We start from the raw sequence: 25,976 nt of genomic DNA, 5'->3' as shown, positions 1-25,976 counted from the left end.
TCGTCAGCTGAGGAGGCGAACTATACCCAGACAGACAAAGGGCGTCAACACTTACCTCGCAATAAACTGCAAGTATTTGCTTAAGGTGTTGATTTGCAACGGCTACGAAAAGCAAAAAAATTGGCCGCAAGCGGCTAACTTTTGATTATGGTACGAAAAAGCCCGGCTTGCACCGGGCTGTTTGCTTACATATTGGGATAATTCGGACCGCCACCGCCTTCTGGTGTGGCCCAGTTGATGTTCTGGGTGGGGTCTTTGATGTCACAGGTTTTGCAATGCACGCAGTTTTGCGCGTTGATCTGCAGCTGCGGCTTGCCCTCTTCGCGGCCAACAATCTCGTACACACCTGCCGGGCAGTAGCGCTGCTCGGGTGCGTCGTACTGCGCCAGGTTGATGCGGATCGGCACCGAGGCATCTTTGAGCTTGAGGTGCGGCGGCTGATCTTCGCTGTGGTTGGTGTTCGAGATGAATACCGACGACAGACGATCAAACGTGAGCACGCCGTCCGGCTTGGGATAGGCGATGGGGCTGCATTCGTCTTTGGATTTCAGGCATTCATGGTCGTGGTGCTTGTGACGCAGCGTCCACGGGGCTTTGCCGCGGAACAGATAGGTATCGATAGCCGAATAAATCATGGCCGGCCACAGACCCCAGCGGAAGGACGGGCGGATGTTGCGCACGCTGTGCAGCTCGTCGTGCAGCCAGCTTTGCTTGAAGGCCTGGGTATACGCTACGGCTTCTGCACCCTGCGCCTCCGGGTTGGCCGCCAGCACCGCAAAGACCGCTTCTGCGGCCAACATGCCGGACTTCATGGCGGTGTGGGTACCCTTGATCTTGGGTACGTTGAGGAAACCTGCGGTATCGCCCACCAGTACGCCACCGGCGAAGGTGAGCTTGGGGATGCTCTGCAGGCCGCCTTCGGAAATGGCGCGCGCACCGTAGGACAGACGACGGCCGCCTTCGAATACACCTTTAATGGCCGGGTGGGTCTTGAAGCGCTGGAATTCTTCATAAGGCGACAGATACGGGTTCTGGTAATCCAGACCGACCACGAAGCCCACCACGACCTGGTTGTTTTCCAGATGGTAGAGGAAAGAGCCACCGTAGGTGCTCTGGTCCATCGGCCAACCTGCGGTATGGGTGATCTTGCCCTCTTCGTGCAGCTCGGGCTTCACCTCCCACAGTTCTTTGATGCCGATACCGTAGGTTTGGGGGTCGGCTTCGGCGCGCAGATTGAAACGTTCGAACAGACCTTTGGTGAGCGAACCGCGACAGCCTTCGGCAAAGATGGTTTGTCTGGCCCACAGCTCGATGCCTGGCTCGCCTTCTTCTTCACCGGTTTTGCCGGTGCCGACATTACCGGTGGCCACACCTTTTACCGAACCGTCGGCGTGGTACAGCACCTCGGCGGCGGCAAAGCCCGGGTAGATTTCTACACCCAGCTCTTCGGCCTGCTGACCCAGCCAGCGGCAGAAGTTGCCCAGGCTGATGATGTAGTTGCCGTGGTTGTTCATCTGCGGCGGGGTAGGCAGCTGGATGGACTCGGTTTCAGTCAGGTAGAGGAAGCGGTCGGACTTGGCCGGCGTGTTAAGCGGCGCGCCTTTTTCTTTCCAGTCGGGGATCAGCTCGTTCAGCGTGCGCGGCTCCAGCACGGCACCGGACAGAATGTGCGCGCCAATTTCTGAGCCCTTTTCCAGCAGACAGACACTGATCTCCTGGCCCTTCTCGGCGGCCAGCTGTTTGAGACGAATGGCCGCGGACAGGCCGGATGGGCCACCGCCGACAACCACTACGTCGTATTCCATGTATTCGCGTTCCACCGCTTCTCCTTTGCGCAGGGGGAGGTTTGATTGCCCAATGATGCAATGATTGATGCTGCGCGTCAAAATCAAACAAGCGTTTAAACGGTAGCGCTTGCCTTCAGTTGTGCAATCGCCTCAGCGCTATAGCCCAACGATTGCAGTACCGCCTCGGTGTGTTCGCCCAGTTTTGGCGGCGCCGCCTTGTACTGCGGGGGGGTGCCGCTCATTTTGATGGGGCAGGCAACCTGCGGCACCGATTGCCCAGCCGCGTCGGGCAGCTGCATCGCCATTTGCCGGTGTTGTATTTGTGGGTCAGCAAAGGCCTCGTCCACGGTATTGATCGGGCCGCACGGTACACCAGCAGCGTCCAGCAGCTTTAGCCATTCGTCGCGCCCCCGCGCCAGAAATGCCTGGGCCAGTTGCGGCACCAGCACATCACGATGGTGTACACGCTGCGGGTTGGTAGCAAAGCGCGGGTCTGCGGCCAACGCTGGCTGGCCGATGAGCTCGCAAATGGTGCGGAACTGCTTGTCGTTGCCGCAGGCCAGAATAAAGTGGCTGTCGCCAGCGGTACGGAACACCTGGTAAGGCACAATATTCGGGTGGGCGTTGCCTAGCCGTGGCGGCACTTCGCCCCCTACCAGCCAGTTCATGTTGACGTTGGCCAGCATGGCCAGCGAACAATCGAACAACGCCATGTCGATATATTGCCCTTCGCCGGTACGATGGCGCGCCAGCAGCGCAGCCTGGATAGCGTTGGCCGCATACAGGCCGGTGAACAGGTCGGTTACCGCCACACCTACCTTATGCGGTTCGCCGTCGGCGGGGCCGGTGATGCTCATCAGGCCGGACATGCCCTGCACAATGTAGTCGTAGCCGGGCAGCTGGGCATAGGGGCCGGTCTGGCCAAAGCCAGTGATGGCGCAATACACCAGCCGCGGGTTGATGGCGCGCAGGCTGTCGTAGTCCAGCCCGTATTTCTTGAGGCCACCTACCTTGTAGTTTTCCAGCAGCACGTCGGCCTGTGCGGCCAACTGCCGCACGATTTCCTGCCCTGCCGGCTGGGTAATGTCCACCGTCAGTGACTGTTTGCCACGGTTGGCCGCCAGATAGTAGGCCGCCGTACCATCGGGCAGGCTGGGTGGCGCCCACTGGCGGGTGTCGTCGCCCGAGCCGGGGCGCTCTACTTTGATCACCTCGGCCCCCAGATCGGCCAGCAGCTGGCCCGCCCAGGGCCCGGCCAGTACGCGGGTAAGGTCGAGGACTTTGATACCTGACAGTGCACCTGACATGTTTGTCTCCTGTAACGTGGGGCTGCCTGCAAAAAAACAGGCCCGGATTGCAGCCGGGCCTCAAGGACAGACAGGAACCAACATTCCGCCGGGGTGAAGCCCGCCGGCGGAACATCACATCAGGCGAATGCCTGAATACCGGTCTGGGCGCGGCCCAGAATCAGGGCATGCACATCGTGCGTGCCTTCATAAGTGTTGACGGCCTCCAGGTTCATCACGTGGCGGATGATGTGGAACTCGTCGCTAATGCCGTTACCACCGTGCATGTCACGGGCGATACGGGCAATATCCAGCGCCTTGCCGCAGTTATTGCGCTTGATCAGGCTGATCATTTCCGGCGCGGCACGGCCTTCGTCCATCAGGCGGCCCACGCGCAGCGCGGCTTGCAGCGCCAGGCTGATTTCGGTTTGCATATTGGCCAGCTTCAGCTGCACCAGCTGGGTAGCAGCCAGGGGGCGGTTGAACTGTTTACGGTCCAGCGTGTACTGGCGGGCACCGTGCCAGCAGAACTCGGCGGCACCCATCGCGCCCCAGGCAATGCCGTAGCGGGCTTTGTTCAGACAGCCAAACGGGCCTTTCAGGCCTTTCACGTGCGGCAGCAGCGCGTCTTCGCCCACTTCCACGTTGTCCATCACGATTTCACCGGTAATGGAGGCTCGCAGCGAGAACTTGCCTTCGATCTTGGGCGCGGACAGGCCTTTCATGCCTTTTTCCAGCACAAAACCGCGGATCTCGCCTTCGTCATCCTTGGCCCACACCACGAATACATCAGCGATCGGGCTATTGGTAATCCACATCTTGCTGCCGTGCAGTACATAGCCGCCGTCCACTTTACGGGCGCGGGTTTTCATACCGGCCGGGTCGGAACCGGCGTCCGGCTCGGTGAGGCCGAAGCAGCCCACCCATTCGCCGCTGGCCAGTTTGGGCAGGTATTTGTCTTTTTGCGCATCGGTGCCGTAGGCCCAGATCGGATGCATCACCAGGCTGCTCTGTACCGACATGGCGGAACGGTAGCCGGAATCCACACGCTCTACCTCGCGGGCGATCAGGCCGTAGGCCACGTGCGACAGGCCGGCGCAGCCGTGGCTGTCGATGGTGCAGCCCAGCAGGCCCAGCTCGCCCATCTCGCTCATGATCTCGCGGTCGAAGCGCTCTTCACGGTTAGCGGTGAGCACGCGCGGCATCAGGCGATCCTGACAGTAGGCGTAGGCGGTTTCGCGCACCATGCGCTCTTCGTCGGTGAGCTGATCGTTCAGCAGCAGGGCATCGTCCCAGTTGAACGGTGCGCGATTCGAGGTAGCGGCCATGCAGTTCTCCTTTGCATTTTGTTCCGCATTGCGGAATAATGTTCTGTCTTGCAAAATAGACTAGCAAGCCAGGCAGTAGCTGTAAAGTTTTTTGTGGGAGCAAGGCGCGCACTGCACTATTCTTGCCACTCTTCAGCCAGGAGCATTTCCACCATGTCGTTCACCCCGCAGGAAGACGAAAGCAAAGACCGCCTGTTTGTCGAGGCGCTGGCACGCGGCCTGCGCGTGCTGTCGGCGTTTCGCCCCGGCGAATCGGCGCTATCGAACCAGGTACTGGCGCAACGCACCGGCCTGCCCAAATCCACCGTATCCCGCCTGACCTATACGCTGACCAAGCTGGGCTACCTGTCGCAAGATGCCGACAGCGGCTACTACCGCCTGGGCCTGGCGGTGCTGGCGCTGGGCTCGGCCGTACTGGGCAGCTACGACATCCGCCGCGTAGCGGCCCCGCTGATGCGCGACTTTGCGCTCAAGCACACCATTTCGGTGAGCCTGGGCATGCGCGACGGCAGCGATATCGTGTATCTGGAAACCTGCCGCAGCCAGGCGCGGGTATCGGTGCAGCTCAGCGTGGGCTCGCGCGTGCCACTGGCCAGCACCGCCATCGGCCGCGCTTGCTACAGCAGCCTGAGCACCACCGAACGCGAGCTGGCCGACACCGATATGGCAGCCCGCTACGGCCAAGACTGGCCACTGGTGCAGGCCAAGCTGGAGCAGGCGCGCCAGCAGGTATTGCAGCGCGGCTACAGTGAATCGTTTGGCGAATTTGAACGCGACGTGATGGCGGTGGGCGTGGCCCTGCCCTCGCCCGCACCCGGCCAGGGCAGCCTGTGCCTGAACGCCAGCGGCCCGGCGTTTGCCTTTGACGCCGACACCATGCGTCAACAGATCGCGCCGGCGCTCATGCAGCTGGCACGACAGATCGTGCCTGGCGCATAAAGCACAAAAGGTTGGCCGCATGCGCTGCGGCCAACCTTTGTCTTGAGATTGCCGCGCCCGACTCAGGCGCGGATGTAGTTCACCAATTGCTCTATCACCAGCTGTTGCTCTTCGATGGTGGCACGCACCAGGTCGCCAATGGACAGCATGCCGATCACTCGGCCAGCCTCCATGACCGGCAAGTGGCGAAAGTGCTTGTCGGTCATCAGTGCCATGCATTCGGCCACACTTTGCTGTGGCCCCACGTACACTACCTTGCTGGTCATGATGTCGCGCACCTTGGTACCCGCCGAGGTACGGCCCTGCAACACGATGCGCCGGGCGTAGTCGCGCTCGGAAAAAATACCCAGCACATCGCCCATATCCATCACCAGCACGGCGCCGATATCCTGCTCGGCCATGGTCTGTAGTGCCTGAAACACGGTGGCATCCGGGCTGACGCTAATCAGTTCGCCGGATTTCCTTTCCAATAACTGCCTGACTGTCTGCATGACACCTCCACACGCTGCGGGTTGGACAAGGCGGCGCCCCACGACGCCAGCACCCTGTACTATAGCCGTCGCCATGTATCTGCCAAATGCAAAAAGGCTGCCAAAGGCAGCCTTTTCATTGCCAGCTCAACGACTTAGCCAGCCTTGATCATGGTACCCACGCCGGCGTCGGTCAGGATTTCCAGCAGCAGCGCGTGCGACACGCGGCCATCGATAATATGCACCGAGTTCACGCCGCTCTTGGCCGCATCCAGCGCCGAGCTGATTTTAGGCAGCATGCCGCCGCTGATGGTGCCGTCGGCAAACAGCTCGTCCACGCGGGCGGCGGTCAGGCCGGTGAGCAGCTGGCCTTGCTTGTCCAGTACACCCGGGGTGTTGGTCATCAGTACCAGTTTTTCGGCTTTCAGCGTTTCGGCCAGTTTGCCGGCTACCACGTCGGCGTTGATGTTGTAGGCCTCGCCTTCGCTGCCTACGCCGATAGGCGCTACCACCGGGATAAAGTCCTGGCTGTCCAGCAGGGACACCAGGCTGGGGTCGATATGCTCGATATCACCCACCTGGCCGATATCGATGTCTTCGTCGGACTCGGATTTCAGGAACAGCTTACTGGCGCGGATAAAGTGGCCGTCCTTGCCGGTAATGCCCACTGCCTTGCCGCCATGCTTGTTGATCAGCGACACGATTTCCTTGTTCACCAGGCCGCCCAGCACCATTTCCACCACGTCCATGGTTTCGCTATCGGTCACGCGCATGCCCTGGATGAACTGGCCTTCCTTGCCCACACGGTTCAGCAGGTCGTTGATCTGCGGGCCGCCGCCGTGTACCACCACCGGGTTCAGGCCTACCAGCTTCAGCAGCACCACATCCTTGGCAAAGTCTTCTTTCAGCTTGTCGTCGGTCATCGCATTGCCACCGTATTTGATCACGATGGTTTTGCCATTAAAGGAACGGATGTACGGCAGGGCCTCGGCCAGAATGGCTGCCTTGTCGATAGGGGCTACGCTCACGTCGGATTCTCCAGTAGCAAGATGGGGACACAGGTTGCTGCACAGCAATAACTGTCAGGTGTTGCATTCTAACCATGCCACTTAGTGAATATTGATTTATTAATTGAATTGGCAGAGTGCTTGCTCTACATTTCACCCTTCATTAATGAACCAATTTTCAGAGAAGGCAAGAATGGACAAGGAATCCTGTTGTCCGGTAGCGCGCTGGCGCCGTCGCAAGGAAGTGCGCCCTGCCGAAATTCTGGACGCAGCGCTGGCGCTATTCGTGGAAAAAGGCTTCAAAACCACCAAGATGGAAGACATCGCCAAAGCCGCAGGTGTCACCAAGGGCACGCCCTATCTGTATTTCGAAAACAAAGAAGACATCTTCAAGGCGGTGATCCGTGAAAACCTGGTCACCCGCCTGGCAGGCTTTGCCGAGCTGGTACAGCAGTTTGACGGCAGCAGCGCCGACCTGCTGCGCCTGATGATGCGCCGCTGGTGGCTGGAGGTCGGCGAATCGCCACTGGGCGGCATCTGCAAGCTGATGTTTGCCGAGGCCACCAATTTTCCCGAGCTGGCGCGCTTTTATCACGCCGAAGTCATCGAACCCAGCCACCAGATGCTGCTGCAGGTGCTGCGCCGCGGCATCGCCCGTGGCGAGTTCCGCAGCATCAACCCGGACGCCGTAGTGGACACGCTAGTGGCGCCCATGATGCTCACCATGACCTGGCGCTGCTCGTTTGGCCGTGTCCTGACCGAAAGCCAGCACCGCTCGCTGCCGCCGCTGGAGTATCTGGAGCTGTCGCTGGACCTGATGCTCAATGGTCTGAAAACGTCCGACTGAACCTATAAATAATTCCATATAGAACGAGGCAAACACACATGACTCCGCACTATCACAAGCTGGCGCTGGCCAGCGCGCTGCTGCTGGCACTGACTGCCTGCAAAGAGGAAGTCAAACCGGTAGAAGAAATCCGCCCGGTGCGCTACACCATTGCCGGCGCAGGCCAGCAAAGCCATCTGCGCCAGTTCAGTGGTGAAGTACGCGCACGCCAGGAAAGCCGCCTGGGCTTCCGCGTAGCCGGCAAAGTGGTAGAAAAACGCGTCAGCAGCGGAGACAGTGTGAAAAAAGGCCAGGTGCTGGCCGTACTGGACGCCAGCGACTACCAGCTCGATAGCCAGGCCAAGCAGGCACAGTTGGCCGCAGCCCAGGCCAATCTGGCCCAGCAGGCTGCCGACCTGAAGCGCTACCGCGAGCTATTGGCACAAAACTTCATCAGCGCCGCGCAGGTAGAGCGCCAGCACACCGCCGTGCAAAGCGCCCAGGCCAGCGTGCAGCAAGCCCAGGCCGCCTTGTCGGCCAGCCGCAACCAGGCCGGCTACACCAGCCTGATCGCCGACAGCGACGGTAGCGTCAGCGAAATCAGCATCGAGCCCGGCCAGGTGGTAGCAGCCGGCCAGATCGTCGCCAGAGTCGCCGCCGCGGGCGAGCGCGAAGTCTTGATCCAGGTACCGGAAAACGCCGTGGGCGAGCTACGCCAGGCCAGTAGCTTCAACGTGAAATGGTGGGCTGGCCAGCAAGCCATCCCCGCCACCCTGCGCGAGCTGTCCGGCGATGCCGACCCGGCCACCCGCACCTACGCGGCACGGCTGAAGCTGTCCGGCCAGCCTGACGGGCTGCGCCTGGGCATGACCGCCACGGTAGAAGCCAGCCTGCCAGGCCAGCACAGCGCCGCCATCAAGCTGCCACTGAGCGCCATTCTGGACGAGCAGGGCAAGCATTATGTCTGGGTGATTAACCCGAAAACCGCCAAGGTTGGCCGCAAGGCCGTGAGTGTAGGCCGCCCGGATAGCCAGGGCATCGACATTACTGCCGGGCTGAACGGGGGCGAACAAGTCGTTACCGCCGGCGTACACCTGCTGCGCGACGGCCAACGCGTTACCCTGCTGGCGAAATAAGGGCACCCATCATGAAGCAACAACCACTGAACCTGTCCGAATGGGCGATACGCAATAGCTCGCTGGTACGCTACCTGATGGTGGTACTGATGCTGGCCGGCATGTTTGCCTATACCCAGCTGGGGCAAAAAGAAGACCCGGAATTCACCTTCAAGGCCATGATGGTGCGCGTGCTGTGGCCTGGCGCTACCGCGCAGGAAACCGAGCAGCAAGTCACCGCCCGCGTCGAAAAGAAACTGCAGGAAATGGGCGAGCTGGAGTACGTCAAAAGCTACACCAAACCCGGTGAAGCCTTGCTGATCCTGTCCATCCGCGAAGATGTGTCCCCCAAAGACGTGCAGCAGCTGTGGTACACGGTGCGCAAGAAAATAGGCGACATCAAACACACCTTGCCTGGCGACATCCGCGGCCCGTTTTTCAATGACGAGTTCGGCGATACCTTCGGCAACCTGTACGCGTTTACCGGCGATGGCTTCAGCTACGAAGACGTGCGCAAGTACGTAGAAAAAGCCCGCCAGGAGATTCTGCGCGTGCCCGACGTGGGCAAGGTAGACATCATCGGCGAGCAAGAGGAAAAGATATACGTCACGCTCAATACCGCCAAACTGTCTGCCCTGCAGCTGGATAGCAGCCTGATCTGGAACGCCCTGGCGGCGCAAAACAGCATCAGCCCGGCCGGCAATTACGACACCGCCAACGAGCGTATCTGGGTACGCGTCAGCGGCAGCTACAACTCGGTAGACGCCATCGCCGCCACGCCGGTCAGTGCCGGCGGCAAAACCTTCCGCCTGGGCGATATTGCCAAGGTTGGCCGCGAGTTCGTCAACCCGCCGTCCTTCGGCATGCGCTTTGACGGCAAACCGGCAATTGGCCTGGCCATCAGCATGAAAAAAGGCGGCGATGTGCTGAAGCTGGGCAACAACCTGCAGCTGCTGATGGACGAAGTCAAAAGCAAGCTGCCGGTAGGCGTGGAAGTGCACGCCGTATCCGACCAGCCCAAGGTGGTGAAAACCGCCGTCAACGAGTTCATGCGCTCGCTGGTCGAGGCCGTGGTCATCGTGCTGGCGGTCAGCTTCTTCAGCCTGGGCGTGCGTACCGGCATCGTGGTGGCGCTGTCCATTCCGCTGGTACTGGCCATGACCTTCCTGGCCATGTACTTCCTGGGCATGGACCTGCAACGCATCTCGCTGGGCTCGCTGATCATCGCGCTGGGTCTGCTGGTAGACGACGCCATCATCGCGGTAGAAATGATGGCCATGAAGCTGGAGCAAGGCTGGAACAAATTCCAGGCCGCTACCTTTGCCTACACCAGCACCGCCTTCCCCATGCTGACCGGCACGCTGATTACCGCCGCCACCTTCCTGCCGGTGGGCATCGCCAAGTCCAACGCCGGCGAGTACGTGTTCAGCCTGTTTTCGGTGGTGAGCATTGCCCTGATCCTGTCATGGATCGTTGCCGTGGTCTTTACCCCGTATCTGGGCTACCGCCTGCTGCCGGAAACCATGGCAGGCCACGGCCACGCCGATGTGTACCAGAAGCCGTTCTACGTGCGCTTCCGCCGTGCCGTGGAGTGGTGCCTGGACCACCGCAAGACCGTCATCGCCCTCACCCTGGCCGCTTTCGTGCTGTCCATGGTGGCGTTCAAGCTGTTCGTGGCGCAGCAGTTCTTCCCCTCGTCCAACCGCCCGGAGCTGATGGTAGACATGTGGCTGCCGCAAAGCGCCAGCTACGAAGCCACCGAGCGCGAGGTGAAAAAGCTGGAAAGCCAGCTCAAAGGCGATAGCAATATCGTCAGCGTCACCAGCTACGTCGGCGGCGGCAGCCCGCGCTTCTACCTGCCACTGGACCAGCAACAGCAGCACCTGAACTATGCGCAGCTGATGGTGATGACGCGCGATGAAAAAGTGCGCGAGCAGGTAAAACACAAGCTGGAAAAAATGTTCGACACCGACTTCCCGCTGGTACGCGGCCGGGTGACGCGCCTGGAAAACGGCCCGCCGGTAGGCTACGCGGTACAGTTCCGCGTGATGGGTGAAGACCACCAGCAGGTACGCGATATCGCCAGCCAGGTCGAAGCCCTGGTGCGCAGCCACCCCGGTGCCCGCCACATCAATAACGACTGGGGCGAACAGGCCCGCTCGCTACGCGTGGAGATCGACCAGGACAAGGCACGTGCGCTGGGCATGTCCAGCCAGAGCCTGGGCCGCCAGCTGCAGATGATGCTGACCGGCAGCACGGTAACCGAGTGGCGCGAAGGTGATAAGGCTATTGCCGTCAGCGCCCGCCTGGCAGGCAACGAGCGCCAGCAGATCGAACAGCTGGGCAGCCTGATGGTACAAACGGCCAGCGGCCGCTACGTACCAGTGTCGCAGCTGGCCAACATCGTCTACGCACCGGAAGAAAGCATCATCTGGCATCGCAACCGCCTGCCTACCGTGTCGGTACGCGCCGACGCTGCCGACGGCGTACAAGCGGCCGATATTTCCAACGCGCTGTGGCCCAAGATGCAGGCGCTGGAAAAAACCCTGCCGCTGGGATACCACATCGAGCTGGGCGGGTCGCTGGAGTCCAGCAAAAACTCGCAAGCGGCCATTGCCAAGGTACAGCCGCTGATGCTGGTGATTGTGTTTACCCTGCTGATGCTGCAGCTCAAGAGCTTCCAGCGCAGCCTGCTGGTGGTGCTGACCGCACCACTGGGCATGATCGGCGTCACGCTGACGCTAATCCTGTTCAGCGCGCCGTTCGGCTTTGTGGCCATGCTGGGGGTAATCGCGCTGGCTGGCATGATCATGCGCAACTCGGTGATCCTGGTAGACCAGATCGAAACCGACATCAGCGAGGGCATAGACCGCTTCGAAGCCGTGGTGGGCTCTACCATCCGCCGCTTCCGCCCCATCATGCTGACCGCCCTGGCCGCCATTCTGGCCATGGTACCGCTGACGCGCAGCACCTTCTGGGGCCCGATGGCGGTAGCCATCATGGGCGGCTTGCTGGTGGCCACCCTGCTTACACTGTTTTTCCTGCCGGCGCTGTACTCGGCCTGGTTCAAGGTGCGCCGGCCACAAACACATTAATCATTTTCCTGCTGAAAAGCGCGCCATATTCCGTTATGGTGATAACTGCAGAACAGTTTACTTTTTTATGGAACAAGCGATGAACACACGCCATCCGCTGATCATTACCGCCCTGCTGGCGCTGGGTGCCGCCAGCAGCGCCCAGGCCTTCGACCTGAATGCCGCGGTACAAGCCGCACGCAGCTACGACGCAGGCTACGCCGGTGCCCGCGCCACCCTGCAGGCCGGCCAGGAAAAAGCCGTCCAGGGCCGCGCCCAGCTGCTGCCTAGCGTCGGCCTGTCTGCCAGCCTCACGCGCACCGACGCGATGAAGCCGGACGCCGACCCGTACAACACCCGCAGCGTGGGCGTACAGCTCACCCAGCCACTGTTCGATATCGGCAGCTACAGCGCCTACAAGAAAGGCCTGATTGCCAGCGAGCTGTCCGGTGTGCAGTTCGACGCCAGCAGCCAGCAACTGATTGCCGACGTGGCACGTGCCTACTTTGACGTGCTGCTGGCCGAAGACGTGCTGAACGTCACCCAGGCCACCAAGAAAGCCTACGACCGCCAGCTGGCGCAGGCCAAAAAGTCGTTTGAAGTCGGCACCGCTACCATTACCGATACCCACGAAGCCCAGGCTGGCTACGACGCCGCCCAGGCGCGTGAAATTGCCGCCATGAGCGACCTGGAAATCAAGCGTAATACGCTGGCCAGCCTGACCGGGCTCAAGCCAGAGAGCATCAATCGCCTGCGCCAGCAACCCGCCCTGGCCACCCAGAGTGCCGGTGAGCTGGACGCCTGGATCCAGCGCGCCGAGGCCGGCAGCCTGGCGCTGAAAGCGGCGCAGCAACAACAGCTGCTGGCCGAGCGCAGCCTGGAAGAGGCACGCGGCAAACACCTGCCCACCGTCAACCTCAACGCCGGTCTCAGCGACAACTACAGCACCAGCGCCAGCAGCAAAGCCAGCGGCCAGCAGCGCACCCGCGGCAATACTCTGGGCCTTAACCTGAGCCTGCCACTGTACGCCGGTGGCGCGATCAGCTCGCAAGTGACCGAGGCGGCGGCCAACCTGGACAAGGCACGCGAAGACGTGGAAGCCGCGCGCCGCAAGGTACGGCTGGATATCCGCCGCGCCTGGCTGGGCGTCAGCAACGGCGCCGCGCTGGTCAAAGCGCAGGAGCAGCTGCAGATCTCGGCCAAGAGCAAGCTAGACTCCACCAAGCTGGGCAAAGACGTGGGCGTACGCACCAACCTGGACTTGCTCAACGCCGAGCGGGACTACCAGGACGCCGTACGGGCCCTGGCCGAGGCGCGCTACAGCTACCTGTACGCCCGCCTGTCGCTGGCGCAAGCCGCCGGCGAGCTGGACGACAAGGCAGTGGCCGAGGTAAACGGCTTCTTCTGAGCGCCCTCCCCGCAGCCCAACCCGCCATGCGGCCAACCTGCTACCAGGTTGGCCGCATTTTTACTGCGCGTGCCGAATCGCCACACTGCACACCAGCAAAGTGTTTAAATAATCAATCACCCGTGACTTTTTACTAAACACAGCGCTAGAATGCGTTCAAACAATGGCCAACGATACGCTTTGCCCGTGTCGCGGCAAACCAGGCCAGCCCGGTCGTCTATCTAGGAGAGATTCATGAACCCGCAAGAACTGATGCAGCGTAAAGCCAACGCCACCCCGCGCGGTGTGGGCGTGATGTGTTCCTTCTTTGCCGAGCGCGCCAAAAACGCCGAAATCTGGGACACCGAAGGCAAGCGCTACATCGACTTTGCCGGCGGTATCGGTGTACTGAACACCGGCCACCTGCACGACAAAGTGCAAGCCGCCGTGGCAGAGCAGCTGAACAAATTCAGCCACACCTGCTATCAGGTGGTGCCGTACGAGCTGTACATCGAGGTAGCCGAACAGCTGAACAAGCTGGCCCCGATCCCGGGTGACAACAAAACCGCTTTCTACACCACAGGTGCCGAAGCCGTTGAAAACGCCGTCAAGATCGCCCGCGCCGCCACCGGCCGCCCCGGCATCATCGCCTTTGGCGGTGGTTTCCACGGCCGTACCCTGATGGGCATGGCGCTGACCGGCAAGGTAGCCCCGTACAAGATCGGTTTCGGCCCGTTCCCGTCCGACGTGTACCACGCGCTGTTCCCGAACCCGCTGCACGGCGTATCGATCGAAGAGTCCATCGCCAGCATCGAAAAGCTGTTCAAGTACGATATTGAAGCCACCCGCGTAGCCGCCATCATCTTCGAACCGGTACAGGGCGAAGGCGGTTTCTACCAGGCGCCGGCCGAGTGGGTACGCGCACTGCGCGCCCTGTGTGATGCCCACGGCATCCTGCTGATTGCCGACGAAGTACAGGCCGGCTTTGCCCGTACCGGCAAATTCTTCGCCATGGAACACTACGATGTAGCCGCCGACCTGATGACCATGGCCAAATCCATGGCAGGCGGTTTCCCGATCTCCGCCGTGGTTGGCCGCGCCAGCGTGATGGACGCACCAGCACCGGGTGGCCTGGGTGGCACCTACGCCGGCAGCCCGCTGGCCCTGGCCGCCGCCAAGGCCGTGATCAGCGCCATCCAGGAAGAAAAACTGCTGGAACGCGCCAACAAGCTGGGCACGCAGCTGAAAGAAACCCTGAACGGCCTGAAAGCCGAGATCCCGCAAATCGCCGACGTACGCGGCCCGGGTGCCATGATTGCCGTGGAATTCAACAAGGCCGGCAGCCACGACGCCGACGCCGAGTTCGCCAAGAAAGTACAGACCAAGGCGCTGGAATCCGGCCTGATCCTGCTGCTTTGCGGCGTGTACGGCAACGTGGTGCGTTTCCTGTTCCCGCTGACTATCGAAGACGAAATCTTCGAAGAAGCGCTGCAGAAACTGGTTGCCGCCATCAAGGCCTGATACTGAACTAGCCTGACCCTGCGGCCAACCTTGCCCCTGGCAACGTTGGCCGCATCGCCAAAAGGACACCCCCATGCTGAACCTGAAAGACCCGTCCCTGCTGCGCCAGCAGTGCTACATCAACGGCCAGTGGCTCGACGCCGACAGCGGCGAAACCATCGCCGTGACCAACCCGGCCACCGGCGAAGTGATCGCCCACGTGCCGAAAATGGGCCGTGCCGAAGCCGAGCGTGCCGTATCCGGCGCCGCCGAAGCGTTCAAGACCTGGAAAAAGAAATCCGCCAAAGAGCGCGCCACTATCCTGCGCAAATGGTTCGACCTGATGATGGCCAACCAGGACGACCTGGGCGTGATTCTCACCAGCGAACAAGGCAAGCCGCTGGCAGAAGCCAAAGGTGAAATCGCCTACGGTGCCAGCTATATCGAGTGGTACGCCGAAGAAGCCAAGCGCATCTACGGCGACACCATTCCGTCTACCGGTGCCGACAAGCGCATTCTGGTGACCAAGGAGCCGATCGGCGTTACCGCCGCCATCACGCCGTGGAACTTCCCGAATGCCATGATCACCCGCAAGGCTGCCCCGGCGCTGGCCGCCGGTTGCCCGATGGTGGTACGCCCGGCCAGCCAGACCCCGCTGTCGGCACTGGCCATCGCGGTACTGGCCGAGCGCGCCGGCATGCCGGCTGGCGTATTCTCGGTGCTGACCGGTGGCTCTACCGAAATCGGCGGTGTGCTGACCGGTAGCGACACCGTGAAGAAATTTTCCTTCACCGGTTCTACCGAAGTTGGCCGCAAGCTGATCAGCCAGTGCGCAGAGACCGTGAAGAAGGTATCGATGGAGCTGGGCGGTAACGCGCCGTTCATCGTGTTCGACGATGCCGACCTGGATGCCGCCGTGGAAGGCGCCATGATTTCCAAGTACCGCAACGCCGGCCAGACCTGCGTGTGCGCCAACCGTCTGCTGGTACAGGACGGCGTGTACGACGCCTTCGCAGAAAAATTTGCCGCCGCCGTAGCCAAACTGCAGGTGGGTAACGGCCTGGAAGCCGGCGTGACTCAGGGCCCGATGATTGACAGCAATGCAGTCAGCAAGGTGGAAGAGCACATCGCCGACGCACTGGCCAAAGGCGGCAAGCTGGTTACCGGCGGCAAGCGCCACGCGCTGGGCCACAGCTTCTTCGAGCCAACCGTGATCACCGGCGTAACCCCGGCGATGAAAGTAGCCAAGGAAGAAACCTTCGGCCCGCTGGCGCCGATCTTCCGCTTCCACAGCGAAGCAGAAGCCATCCAGATGGCCAACGATACCGAGTTCGGCCTGGCGTCCTACTTCTACGCCCGTGACATCGGCCGCATCTTCCGCGTGTCCGAAGGCCTGGAGTACGGCATGGTAGCGGTAAATAGCGGCATTCTGTCCAACGAAGCCGCGCCGTTCGGTGGCGTGAAGCAGTCCGGCCTGGGCCGCGAAGGCTCCAAGTACGGCATCGAAGACTACCTGGAAATCAAGTACGTGCTGCTGGGCGGTATCGACAAGTAAGCCTGCGCGGCATGCAAAAAGCCGGCGCCCTCGGAGCGCCGGCTTTTTTACGGTTTCATCGCGTAGCCAGCAACGCTGGCTTACTGGCTGCCCAGCGTGGCCACCACGCGGTTGCGGCCCTGCTCCTTTGCCTGGTAACAGCGCAGGTCGGCACGCTGGATGATGTCGTGCGGACGCGTATCCTGCGGCTGCACCTGCGTCAGGCCGATACTGGCGGTGACGCGGCAGACATCCGGGTTGCTCTGCGGGCGCAGGCGCGCAATATCGCCACGCACGGCCTCCATGATGCCTTGCGCGGTATCGCGGGTACAGTTGTACAGAATCAGGGCAAACTCGTCGCCGCCCAGGCGGGAAATGACATCAGTATTGCGCAGGCGTTTTTGCAGAATGGCGGCGATATCCTGCAGGATCTGGTCGCCAGCCTGGTGGCCGCCGCTGTCGTTCACCTGCTTGAAGTGATCCAGGTCCATCATCACCACCACATTGTTTTGCGCCATAGCCTCGCCGTTGTCCAGCAACACGGTGAGCGCACCCAGAAAGCCACGGCGGTTCAGCAGGTTGGTGAGCGCGTCATGGGTGGCTTCCCAGCGGTGCTTGCGTTCACGGCGGCGGCGTTCGCTATCGTCGTGCAGTACGCAGATCTTGTAGCCGTGCATGCTGCCGGCAGCCTGCACCACCGACAGGGTCAGCACCACCGGCTGCAGACGCATGTCGCGCGACAGCAAATCCAGCTCTACCGGCACCGCCATACGGGTTTCAGCCAGCGTCGCCAGCGATACCGCCTGGCCGCTATCCGGATACGCCAGCGACACGAATAGCGCCAGCGAGCGCCCCTGCGCCTCTTCGGCATTCAGGCCTAGCAGGCGTTGGGCGGGCGGGTTGATATACGACACCTCGTCCAGCTGGTTGGTCAGTACTACCGCGTCGGCAATGGAAGTCAGGATGGCCATGCCGCGCTCGCGCTCGGCATTCATCGACAGCAGGGCTTCTTCCCTGTCGCTGACATCGTGCACCACGCCAAGAAAGCGCAGGATGCTGCCCTGCTGCAAACGGGTAAAGCGCAACTCCACCCTGATCGGGACGCCCCGCACACCGGTGAGATGGCATAGCTGGTAAAAGCCCGCTGCATCGCCATGGCGCAAAGCCTGCCACTCCGGCTCGATGGTGTCGCGCTGAGCCGGATGCACCGCATCCAGCCAATGGCGCCCCAACCAGTCTTCTTCGCGCTGTGCCAGGCCGCCCAGCGCGAGGGTGGCACGGTTGCAATACACCAGCAGGCCATCGGCATCGGTGACAAAGATGCCCAGCGGCGATGACTCGTTCAAGGCGCGAAAGAACGCCTCGCGTGCGGCCAACTCCTCGCTGATGCGCTCACGCTCCCCGAACACGTCGGTAAGCGTTTGCGCCAGCATTTCCAGCTCGTGGCTGCCCTGTATCTTGACACTTTTCTCGGCACCGAATGCCATGGCTTGGACTTTGCCACGCAGCGCCTGCAGCGGCCCCAGCAAGCGGTGAACGCCCCACCAGCCTACCGGAAAGGCCAGCAAGGTAGCCAACAGCACGATCAGCATATGGTTACGTGCCATCACGCTGATGGGTTCGTAGGCTTCGCGCAGGGGAAACACGCCACCGACCACCCAGTTCACGTTCTTCATATTGCGGTACACCATCAACGCGGGTTCGCCGTTGGCCGCCAGGCTCTCGGTGCTACCGTCCCAGCCTTGCAGTGCCCTGCCGAATACCGGGTCACGGCTGGTATCAGGGCTGGCCTGCATGATACGGCTACGGTCGGGGTGGAAGATGGTGAGCCGGCTGGCGCGGGTGTTGATATTGATGTAGCCGGTACCGCCAATGGCAATGGAGCGCAAATCGCCAAACAGCTCGGGGGCAAACAGCTCCAGGCTACCGCCCAGCACGCCGGCAAACTGGCCGTGCTCGTCCAGGATGGGCGAGGTGAATATGATCAGGCTGCGTTTGATGTCGCCCGCCACGCGCACCGGCTCGGAAATCTGCGAGCGCAGCGTGTCCCGTGTCTGGGCAAAGTAGGCGCGGTCCAGCACGCTGGTGCCGCGCCGCCCCGGCAGCTCGGGGTAATCGGCCACCACATTGCCCTCTGCATCGAATAGCATGATGCTGCTGAAACTACCCTTCAGGTAGCGAAAACCATGCAGGATCTCGGGGGCATGTTTGCGGATATTATTGCCGTCCAGCTGCAAGCTGGCAGCCGCCTGCTCCAGCAAGACATGGCGCGTGCGCACGCGGTCGTCAATGTCGTCGCTCAGACGGGTTACCACGTCTTCCAGGTGCTGTAGCTGCATGCTGCGCACGCGTGCCTTGCCCTCCAGGTAGCTGAGCGAGCTGGTAAACAGCACCACGACGACAATCAATAACGAGCAAAACAGCGCTAGTCGTGTGCGCAGGGATTTCAAGCCAAGCCAGCCGGGCAAATACCGCTCCTAAATGCAAATATCATTAAAAGGTTAACTATTCTGCCTTGATGACATTATTTCTATAAAAGAATATATGGAAACCCGCTATCCAACCGGCAGCAAGCCTAAGCAAAACCTGCCCGTACCGCCGGGTGCATCGCCGCTCGCTGCTTCAATGATATCTGGCCTGCTGCTCGCGCAGGCCAATGCCGGCCTGGCGCAGGCACTCGGACAAGTCCACCCACGCCTGCACACGGCTTGGCCCCAGGTCTGGCACCAGCAGCCATTGCACGCGGTTCAGCAGCGTACCGCTGTCACGCGCCAGCAACTGCACGTCGTAGGCTTGCTGCTCGGGCAGGAATTCGGCCACTGCCTCGACGTTTTCCAGCTTGTCCGTCTTGCCCTGCACCAGCGCCATGTGCAGGCCCAGGCGCTTGCGGTTAAAGGCATATACGCCAGCACCCAGCGCGTCCCACCACGGCAGCGGGGCAAATAGCTCGGCCTCGCCATATTTCATTTCGGCGGCAATGGCCTGCTGCACCAGCGGCATGGCGGCATCCAGTGCCTTGCGGGCGTGTTGGCGTACGCGGTCGATATCCAGCTTGCCGCTTTCCACAATAAAGGGCAGCCAGCACAACGATAACTGCGGATTCACCGTCTGGCTGGCCGCGTCAAAGGTGGCGCGCGCGGCGTCCACGTCTTGCTGTGCCATATCGCAACCGGCGTCCATGATGGCGGCCAGGTGCACCAGCGACTGGCAGCTACGCTCGATCAGCATGTCGGTGTTGAAAATGGTGGGCGACAGCCACAACACGGTGTCTTCCGGCAGGCCCAGCGCGTCTACCAGCGCCGGCTCCACGCGCTCCAGCAGCGGGAAGTGCCACCAGAAGCCGCCCTGCGCACGCGAGAAAATCATGGGCAGTGCCCATAGCTCGTAAGACACCACGCTGCCATCCGGGCGCATCACTTCGGGGAAGGCGATGCTGTCGCGCGCCAGCGCCAGTAGCTGCTCGCGGGCAGCGGTATGCTCCTGCAACGCCAGCTGCGCCTCGGTAAATACCGCCTGATCGCCGCCAGAGAGCGCCTGCTGCACCAACATGGGTAGCTGCATGCGTTTCATCGGGTTGCTGTCGGCTTCCATCGCCGTACTCACCAGCTCCTTGATACGCTGCTGACGCTCGGCGGGGGGCAATGGCTCGGTAGGTACCAGCCGGAAGTCTCGCTCTTTGGGCGCGACTTCGCGCTCGATATAGGCTTTTTGCAGGCGCTGGTACTCCTGCATGGCTTCGTCGCAGACTTTTTTCAGCTGGGTGGCGGTGGGCAGCTCGCCCCAGAAGTTGAAATCGAACAGGCGAAAACCCGAGTTGGTGACGTAGTGCGTCAGATTGTTGGCAGCATCAAACAGTACATCGCTTTGAAAGCCTTCCTGCTCACGGCTGTCAAACGGGGTCTGATCCATGCCCACCAGACGGCAGACAAAAGCCGGGGCCACGGTATGAATCACATACTCGTAAGGCTCCAGGCCTTTCTCTTCGACGGCATCGCCAAAGATAAAACGGCTGGGAATAAACGGATCGCCCTTGATGCGGGCATTGCGCGGGTGGGATTTCATGCGGCTGACGTCGTTACTGCCTTGTAAAACCAGCGATTTTACCCCGACGTTGGCCGCATCGTGAAATTAATCTCCCAGCGCCAGCTGATAGCGATAGAAACGCTGGTCGCGCTGCCAGCCTTGCGCGGCATAAAGCGCCTGCGCCGTATGGTTATCCACCGCGGTGACCAGGTCCAGCCGCTGTACGCCGTGCTGGCGCGCCAGCGCGGCCGCTGCCTGCAGTAGCGCCTGCCCCACGCCGCGCTGGCGGGCGGCTTCGGCCACATACAGGTCATTCAACAGCCACACCGGGGCAGCCAGTACCGAGCTGAACTGCGGCAGCAGCTGGGTAAACCCTAGCAGCTGGCCTTGCTGCTGGTACACCAGCACGTGGCTGTCGGCGCGGATCAGGCGCTGGCGGATGAAGTCGTGCGAAGTTGGTGCATCGCCCTGCTTGCCATAAAAGCGCCGGTACGCGTCAAACAGCGCGGCCAACTGCGGCAGGTCGGCCAGCGTGGCCGCCCGGATGCCATCGGGTAGCGTGGTGGCGGCCTGCTGCCGGCGGCATTGGTCCAGGCTGTGGCGCTGCTGCCCGCCGGTGTCAAAGTTGGCCGCATCCAGCCAGGCTTCCAGCACCGCGCGGTTAGCCGGCCATTCGCTGTCCAGCAGGCTGAACCAGGCAGTATCGCGGTTCAGCCCCCAGTTGACGCGCGCCTGGCGGAAGATGCCCTCGAAGGTAAAGCCCAAGCGCTCGGCAGCACGCATGGACGGCGCGTTCAGGCTGTTGCACTTCCACTCGTAGCGGCGGTAGCCCCAGTCGAAAGCTTGTTTCATCATCAGATACATCGCTTCGGTGGCCGCCACCGTGCGCTGCAAGCGTGGCGAAAAGCGCAGCCAACCTACCTCGATGACACCGTTGGCCGCATCGATGCGCAGATAGCTGCAGCTGCCGATGACATCGCCGCTGGCATTATCGACGATGGCAAAAAACAGCGGATCGCTGCTGCTTTCCATCATGGCAAACCAGGCCGCCCAGTCGGCATCGCTTTGCGGGCGCGGCATCAGGTAAGCCCAGTCGCGGCCGTCGCGGTCAAGCTCCAGCGCCGCGCGCAGGCTGTCGCCGTGGCGGGTGCGCTCGAACGGCTCCAGCCGGCAATGGTGACCTTGCAGCGTAACTTTCTGCGGCGGGCAAGCGCCCGGCCAGCCCGCTACCGGCGCCCCCAGTGGCTGTTGAAATGCGTCGTAGTGCATATCAACCCCCACAGCCGCAGTCGTCCGACGGCGCAACACCGCAGCTGGCGCCGCCCTGCACCGTGGGGTAGCCGTCGCGCTTCCACCAGTCCACACCGCCTTGCAGCTCTTTGACGGTAAAACCCAGCTCGGCCAGCTTCAGCGCGGTTTTGGTGGAGGCATTGCAGCCGATACCGTCGCAGAAGGTCACCAGCAGCACGTCGCGCGGCAGCTGCGCCGTGGTCTCGGCACGAATGGTACGGTGCGGCAGGTTGATGGCACCCGGCAGCGTTTCCTGCGCGTAGGCGGCGGCGGAGCGCCCATCCACCAGCTGCAGGGCCGCGCCTTGCTTGAGCTGCTCGGCCACATCCCAGCTATCGATCTCGAAAGCGAGTTTGGTCCGGTAAAACGCGAGTTGTGCTTGTTGTTGATCTGAGAATGACATGGTGCGCTCCCGAACTTAGGACAAAACTGGCTCACAGCGTACGTCGGTACGCACGGAGTTCGCGATAAAGCATTGTGCATGCGCCTGATGGTGCAGCGCATGCAACTCGGACAATGAAGGTTGCTGGCCGCAGAACTGTACGGCTGGATGCAGCGTGACTTGGCTAAGCCACACGCGGCCCTGCTCCCCCACCGCCATGCTACCCACGGCGGCATCCTGATAGCGATCCACCACCCAGCCTGCCGTGGCGGCCAGGGACAAGAACCACAGCATGTGGCAGCTAGCCAGTGCAGCCACAAACATTTCCTCGGGGTCAGCTGCTGTTGGGTCGGAATACGGTACTTTCACCACGTGAGGTGAAGACGATGCACGCAGCACCATTCCGCCATCAAAATGAATCTCGTGCAGCCGGCTATACGCGTTATCCACAAATGCTGCCGTACCTCGCTGCCAACGCAACGTTGCGCTATGTTTGCTCATTGGCTTCTCCGTCTTGGTGAAATGTCCAAGCCATGATAAAACAATAGCGGCCCCATAGAAGAACCAATAGCTCACCGCATAAAGGAGCCAATTTTGCCGACCTGGATTGTAGACTTTCTCATGACCCGGCTAGCGCGGCACAGTGATGAAGGCCTGGCCAAACAGCTGACCCGCCTGATTCGTGAAGCGATCGTAGCCGGGCGTTTTACGGAAGTGTCACATGGCGAGCAGGGCGTAGCACGACTACCGGCCAGCCGTGAGCTAGCGAGGCAACTACACCTTGGCCGCAATACCGTGATCCAGGCTTACGAGCAACTGCAGGCCGAGGGTTATCTTGAAACCCGTCAGGGAGCGGGTAGCTTTGTCGTGCCGGCATTCCTGCGCAAACCCGGACCGACAGCGGTCAGGGCGCAGCCACTGGGCTTATCATCGCGGGGGAACGCACTGGTAAGCACCGCAACCATACCAGACGGGCTGAGTGGTGCTTTTGCACCCGGCATGCCAGAAATACGCCAGTTTCCCCACCACGTCTGGCAAAACCTGTTATCACGCCACCAGCGCAGTACACCTTGGCCCAAGCTAGGTTATACCGTCGACGGTGGTCTGCCCGCACTACGGGAAGCGCTAGCCGAATACCTGGTGCTATCGCGTGGCGTGCGCTGCACCCCGGAACAAATCCTGATCATCAGCGGCGCGCAGATCGGCATGGAGCTGAGCGCACGGCTGCTGGCTAATCAGGGTGAGGTGGCCTGGGTAGAAGAACCCGGCTACGCCGGGGCCCATGCTTCCTTGCAGGCCGCAGGCATGGATTTGGTGGCAGCCGCAGTAGACGACGAAGGCCTGAACCCAGACAGCGTCCAGGATACGCGCACGCCACGGCTTATCTACACCACCCCCTCGCACCAGTACCCTTTGGGCGTGGTGATGAGCCTGCCACGTCGGCTGGCTCTACTGGCACACGCCGCACGCTGCGGCGCCTGGATTCTGGAAGACGACTACGACAGCGAATTCCGCTACAGCTCGCAGCCGCTACCGGCACTGCAAGGGCTGGCCCAGGACGAGCGCGTGATCTATGTGGGCACCATGAGCAAGGTGATGTACCCCGGCTTGCGCATTGCCTATATGGTGGTCCCGGACGGGCTGATTGACGCATTCCGGCGCGCCCATGCCCGCCTGTACCGCGAGCCCCCTTATATCACGCAGGCTGCGCTGTCAGACTTCCTGCAGCAAGGCCACTTTGCCCGGCACGTGCGGCGCATGCGTGAGCTGTACCAAGCACGCCAACACACGCTACGCAGTGCACTAGCAAGCTCGTCCGCGCACTGGCTACCCCTATCCAGCGGCAAAGCCGGTCTACATCTGATGGCACACTTGCCGATGCTGGCAAACGAGCTTGCACTGAGCCATGCCGCTGCGACCCAGGGCGTAGTACTCCGGCCCCTGGCACGCAACTACCTGGGCCAAGCACCGCAGAAAGGGTTGGTACTGGGCTATGCCGGCGTCAACGATCATGAAATCAGGCACGGCGTAGCCATCCTGGCCCGATTGCTACAAGAGGTACAACACCATGACTAAACCTGCCCTGTTAATCAGTGCCTGCCTGCTTGGCCAGCCGGTACGCTACGACGGTGCCAGCAAAGGCATGAATACGAGCTGGCAACAGCAGTTGGCCGCACGCTATGCCTTGCTGCCCTTCTGCCCGGAATGCGCCGGCGGCCTGCCCACCCCAAGACCTGCAGCGGAAATATACGGAGGCCATGGCAGACACGTGCTGGCAGGCCAGGCAACAGTACACACCGCCAGTGGCGGCGACGTCAGCGCGGCCTTTATCCGCGGCGCCCGGCTAGCGCTGGCGCTGGCGCAGCAGCACGGCTGTACGCTGGCATTACTGAAAGCCAACAGCCCGTCTTGCGGCAACCGGCAGATTTACAGCGGGCTGTTTGATGGCCAGCTGCAGGAAGGTGCCGGCGTGTGCGCCGCCTTGCTGCAACAACATGGCATAACGGTGTATAACGAAACCGAGCTGGCACAGCTACTGTAGCTCGCCACCACCCACCACAAGGACCACCATGCTCACCCTGCACCACCTGAATAACTCGCGCTCGCAGCGCATATTGTGGCTGATGGAAGAGCTGGCGCTGCCCTACCACATCACCACCTATCAACGCGACCCGGCCACGCTGCTGGCCCCGGCAGAGCTCAAGGCCATCCACCCGCTGGGCAAGTCGCCCGTGGTAAGCGATGGCGACATCGTGGTGGCAGAATCCGGCGCCATCGTGGAATACCTCGTCGATACGTACGACACGACGCACAGCCTGAAACCCGCCGCCGGCAGCCAGGCCGCACGCGACTACACTTACTGGCTGCACTATGCCGAAGGCTCGGCCATGCCGCCGCTGCTGATGAGCCTGGTATTCAGCCGCATCAGCAAGCCCCCGATGCCGGCGCTGTTGCGCCCGCTGGCACGCATGATCGAAAAAGGCGTGCGCCAAGGCTATATCGACCCGCAGCTGGACATGCACCTGCGCTATATCGACAGCCATCTGGCCAGCAGCGGCTGGTTTGCCGGAGACAGTTTCAGCGCCGCCGACATCCAGATGAGCTTTGTGCTAGAAGCGGCCAACAGCCGCGTGCCGCTATGCAAGAGGCTGCCGCATATCCAGGATTTTTTGCAGCGCATCCACGCCCGCCCGGCCTACCAGGAAGCGCTGCTGGCTGGCGGCCAGTACGACTACGCGTAAAGCACACGCCTGCGGCCACCCCCCGCGGCAGGCGGAAAACGCAAAAAGCCCAGTCCGAAGACTGGGCTTTTCTGAATTTCTTGGTAGGCCGTGCGGGATTCGAACCTGCGACCAACGGATTAAAAGTCCGCTGCTCTACCAGCTGAGCTAACGACCCGCCGTGTGGCGGTATGATGGTAGGCCGTGCGGGATTCGAACCTGCGACCAACGGATTAAAAGTCCGCTGCTCTACCAGCTGAGCTAACGACCCATCATACATTTTCTCTCGGAGTGGTAGGCCGTGCGGGATTCGAACCTGCGACCAACGGATTAAAAGTCCGCTGCTCTACCAGCTGAGCTAACGACCCGTCCTTGAGAGAAAGCGACTATACCTATCGAAGGCTGGCACGTCAAGCAGTTTCCGTAAAAAAGCCTGAAAACCGCCCAATCCGGAACCTTTACCCAGCAGGAATGCCGAAATCATGCCCCTGCAACACTCGCCGCCACCCAGCCCAGATAGGCAGGCAAACCGCATTCTGCTGCCACAGCAATAATTTCTGGTACATCATAGGGGTGAAGTGCTTGGATTCTGGCCTGCAACCCCTCATATTGGTTTGCAGTGGTCTTGATCAGCAACGGGATTTCACTGGCGGTTTCAATACGTCCCTCCCAGCGATAGACCGACTGGCAGGCTGGCAAGATATTGACACACGCGGCCAAGCCCTCGCCCACCAGCACCGCTGCCATATGCTGCGCAAGCGCTTCATCCGGCACATTGCACACTACGATTAACACCTTCATGCGGAT

21 protein-coding genes and 3 tRNA genes are annotated in these 25,976 nt (G+C 61.5%); 10 read left to right on the top strand and 14 right to left on the bottom strand.

All coding sequences use genetic code 11. The annotated features are described in order from the left end of the window. Positions 1–185 precede the first annotated feature (185 nt). From PQU95_RS13485 to PQU95_RS13475, 3 genes are all read right to left on the bottom strand, one after another. Complete coding sequence (locus PQU95_RS13485) at positions 186–1,805, bottom strand: electron transfer flavoprotein-ubiquinone oxidoreductase (protein ID WP_272752489.1); 1,620 nt, start codon at positions 1,803–1,805, stop codon at positions 186–188. Positions 1,806–1,900: 95 nt separating this feature from the next. Next, positions 1,901–3,094, bottom strand: coding sequence for a CaiB/BaiF CoA transferase family protein (locus PQU95_RS13480; protein ID WP_272752487.1), 1,194 nt, complete (start codon positions 3,092–3,094; stop codon positions 1,901–1,903). Between the two features lie 119 nt (positions 3,095–3,213). Continuing rightward, positions 3,214–4,401 carry an acyl-CoA dehydrogenase gene (locus tag PQU95_RS13475; RefSeq protein WP_272752485.1) on the bottom strand — a complete coding sequence of 396 codons (1,188 nt, stop codon included), beginning with the start codon at positions 4,399–4,401 and terminating at the stop codon, positions 3,214–3,216. A gap of 153 nt (positions 4,402–4,554) precedes the next feature. On the opposite strand from PQU95_RS13475, the gene PQU95_RS13470 reads away from it, so the two are divergent. Next, positions 4,555–5,340, top strand: a complete 786-nt coding sequence (locus PQU95_RS13470) for an IclR family transcriptional regulator (RefSeq protein ID WP_272752484.1) — start codon at positions 4,555–4,557, stop codon at positions 5,338–5,340. Between the two features lie 62 nt (positions 5,341–5,402). Here the strand turns inward: PQU95_RS13470 and PQU95_RS13465 are convergent, their stop codons facing one another. Together PQU95_RS13465 and argB are read right to left on the bottom strand one after the other, a co-directional pair. Further along, a complete protein-coding gene (locus tag PQU95_RS13465; protein ID WP_272752483.1) occupies positions 5,403–5,831 on the bottom strand; it encodes a CBS domain-containing protein in 429 nt (142 codons plus the stop codon). Between the two features lie 134 nt (positions 5,832–5,965). Further along, entirely contained in the window at positions 5,966–6,838 is an 873-nt protein-coding gene (gene argB / locus PQU95_RS13460; protein ID WP_272752482.1) for an acetylglutamate kinase, read from the bottom strand. Between the two features lie 172 nt (positions 6,839–7,010). Between argB and PQU95_RS13455 the strand changes: the two genes are divergently transcribed. The 6 genes from PQU95_RS13455 to gabD all read left to right on the top strand — a co-directional run bounded on the left by PQU95_RS13455 (position 7,011) and on the right by gabD (position 16,274). Continuing rightward, entirely contained in the window at positions 7,011–7,664 is a 654-nt protein-coding gene (locus PQU95_RS13455; protein WP_272752481.1) for a TetR/AcrR family transcriptional regulator, read from the top strand. 38 nt (positions 7,665–7,702) lie between these two features. Next, entirely contained in the window at positions 7,703–8,779 is a 1,077-nt protein-coding gene (locus tag PQU95_RS13450) for an efflux RND transporter periplasmic adaptor subunit (protein ID WP_272752480.1), read from the top strand. 11 nt (positions 8,780–8,790) lie between these two features. Continuing rightward, the gene (locus PQU95_RS13445; protein ID WP_272752479.1) at positions 8,791–11,853 is read left to right on the top strand and encodes an efflux RND transporter permease subunit; all 3,063 of its coding nucleotides are present in this window, start codon (positions 8,791–8,793) and stop codon (positions 11,851–11,853) included. A 79-nt stretch (positions 11,854–11,932) separates the two neighbouring features. Continuing rightward, positions 11,933–13,240: a TolC family outer membrane protein gene (locus tag PQU95_RS13440; RefSeq protein ID WP_272752478.1), complete on the top strand. Its 1,308-nt coding sequence runs from the start codon at positions 11,933–11,935 to the stop codon at positions 13,238–13,240. A gap of 234 nt (positions 13,241–13,474) precedes the next feature. Continuing rightward, positions 13,475–14,740 (top strand): 4-aminobutyrate--2-oxoglutarate transaminase, encoded by a 1,266-nt coding sequence (gene gabT / locus PQU95_RS13435; protein ID WP_272752477.1) that lies wholly within the window; start codon positions 13,475–13,477, stop codon positions 14,738–14,740. A 73-nt stretch (positions 14,741–14,813) separates the two neighbouring features. Continuing rightward, entirely contained in the window at positions 14,814–16,274 is a 1,461-nt protein-coding gene (gene gabD / locus PQU95_RS13430) for an NADP-dependent succinate-semialdehyde dehydrogenase (protein WP_272752476.1), read from the top strand. A gap of 80 nt (positions 16,275–16,354) precedes the next feature. Here the strand turns inward: gabD and PQU95_RS13425 are convergent, their stop codons facing one another. From PQU95_RS13425 to PQU95_RS13405, 5 genes are all read right to left on the bottom strand, one after another. Continuing rightward, the gene (locus PQU95_RS13425) at positions 16,355–18,703 is read right to left on the bottom strand and encodes a diguanylate cyclase (protein ID WP_272752475.1); all 2,349 of its coding nucleotides are present in this window, start codon (positions 18,701–18,703) and stop codon (positions 16,355–16,357) included. Between the two features lie 172 nt (positions 18,704–18,875). Beyond that, positions 18,876–20,315: a hypothetical protein gene (locus tag PQU95_RS13420; protein WP_272752474.1), complete on the bottom strand. Its 1,440-nt coding sequence runs from the start codon at positions 20,313–20,315 to the stop codon at positions 18,876–18,878. A 66-nt stretch (positions 20,316–20,381) separates the two neighbouring features. After that, positions 20,382–21,545 (bottom strand): GNAT family N-acetyltransferase, encoded by a 1,164-nt coding sequence (locus PQU95_RS13415; protein WP_272752473.1) that lies wholly within the window; start codon positions 21,543–21,545, stop codon positions 20,382–20,384. 1 nt (position 21,546) lies between these two features. Then, complete coding sequence (locus PQU95_RS13410; RefSeq protein WP_272752472.1) at positions 21,547–21,969, bottom strand: rhodanese-like domain-containing protein; 423 nt, start codon at positions 21,967–21,969, stop codon at positions 21,547–21,549. 15 nt (positions 21,970–21,984) lie between these two features. Beyond that, positions 21,985–22,449 carry an OsmC family protein gene (locus PQU95_RS13405; RefSeq protein WP_272752471.1) on the bottom strand — a complete coding sequence of 155 codons (465 nt, stop codon included), beginning with the start codon at positions 22,447–22,449 and terminating at the stop codon, positions 21,985–21,987. Between the two features lie 93 nt (positions 22,450–22,542). On the opposite strand from PQU95_RS13405, the gene pdxR reads away from it, so the two are divergent. Genes pdxR through PQU95_RS13390 form a run of 3 tightly spaced genes read left to right on the top strand, consistent with a single transcriptional unit; the run spans position 22,543 to position 25,190 of the window. Continuing rightward, positions 22,543–24,024 carry a MocR-like pyridoxine biosynthesis transcription factor PdxR gene (gene pdxR / locus PQU95_RS13400; RefSeq protein WP_272752470.1) on the top strand — a complete coding sequence of 494 codons (1,482 nt, stop codon included), beginning with the start codon at positions 22,543–22,545 and terminating at the stop codon, positions 24,022–24,024. Continuing rightward, positions 24,017–24,490, top strand: coding sequence for a 2-thiouracil desulfurase family protein (locus PQU95_RS13395; protein ID WP_272752469.1), 474 nt, complete (start codon positions 24,017–24,019; stop codon positions 24,488–24,490). The genes pdxR and PQU95_RS13395 overlap by 8 nt, the downstream gene beginning before the upstream one ends. Before the next feature lie 28 nt (positions 24,491–24,518). Continuing rightward, the gene (locus PQU95_RS13390) at positions 24,519–25,190 is read left to right on the top strand and encodes a glutathione S-transferase (RefSeq protein WP_272752468.1); all 672 of its coding nucleotides are present in this window, start codon (positions 24,519–24,521) and stop codon (positions 25,188–25,190) included. An 81-nt stretch (positions 25,191–25,271) separates the two neighbouring features. Here the strand turns inward: PQU95_RS13390 and PQU95_RS13385 are convergent. From PQU95_RS13385 to cutA, 4 genes are all read right to left on the bottom strand, one after another. Then, positions 25,272–25,347, bottom strand: a tRNA-Lys gene (locus PQU95_RS13385). Positions 25,348–25,364: 17 nt separating this feature from the next. Next, a tRNA-Lys gene (locus PQU95_RS13380) sits at positions 25,365–25,440 on the bottom strand. Positions 25,441–25,461: 21 nt separating this feature from the next. Further along, positions 25,462–25,537 (bottom strand) — tRNA-Lys (locus PQU95_RS13375). A 112-nt stretch (positions 25,538–25,649) separates the two neighbouring features. Next, positions 25,650–25,970 (bottom strand): divalent-cation tolerance protein CutA, encoded by a 321-nt coding sequence (cutA, locus tag PQU95_RS13370; RefSeq protein WP_272752467.1) that lies wholly within the window; start codon positions 25,968–25,970, stop codon positions 25,650–25,652. Between the last annotated feature and the right edge of the window lie 6 nt (positions 25,971–25,976).

The sequence above is a fragment of the Vogesella aquatica genome (assembly GCF_028548455.1).
Classification (GTDB): Bacteria; Pseudomonadota; Gammaproteobacteria; order Burkholderiales; family Chromobacteriaceae; genus Vogesella; species Vogesella aquatica.
This window is presented reverse-complemented; position numbering and strand designations above follow the sequence as displayed.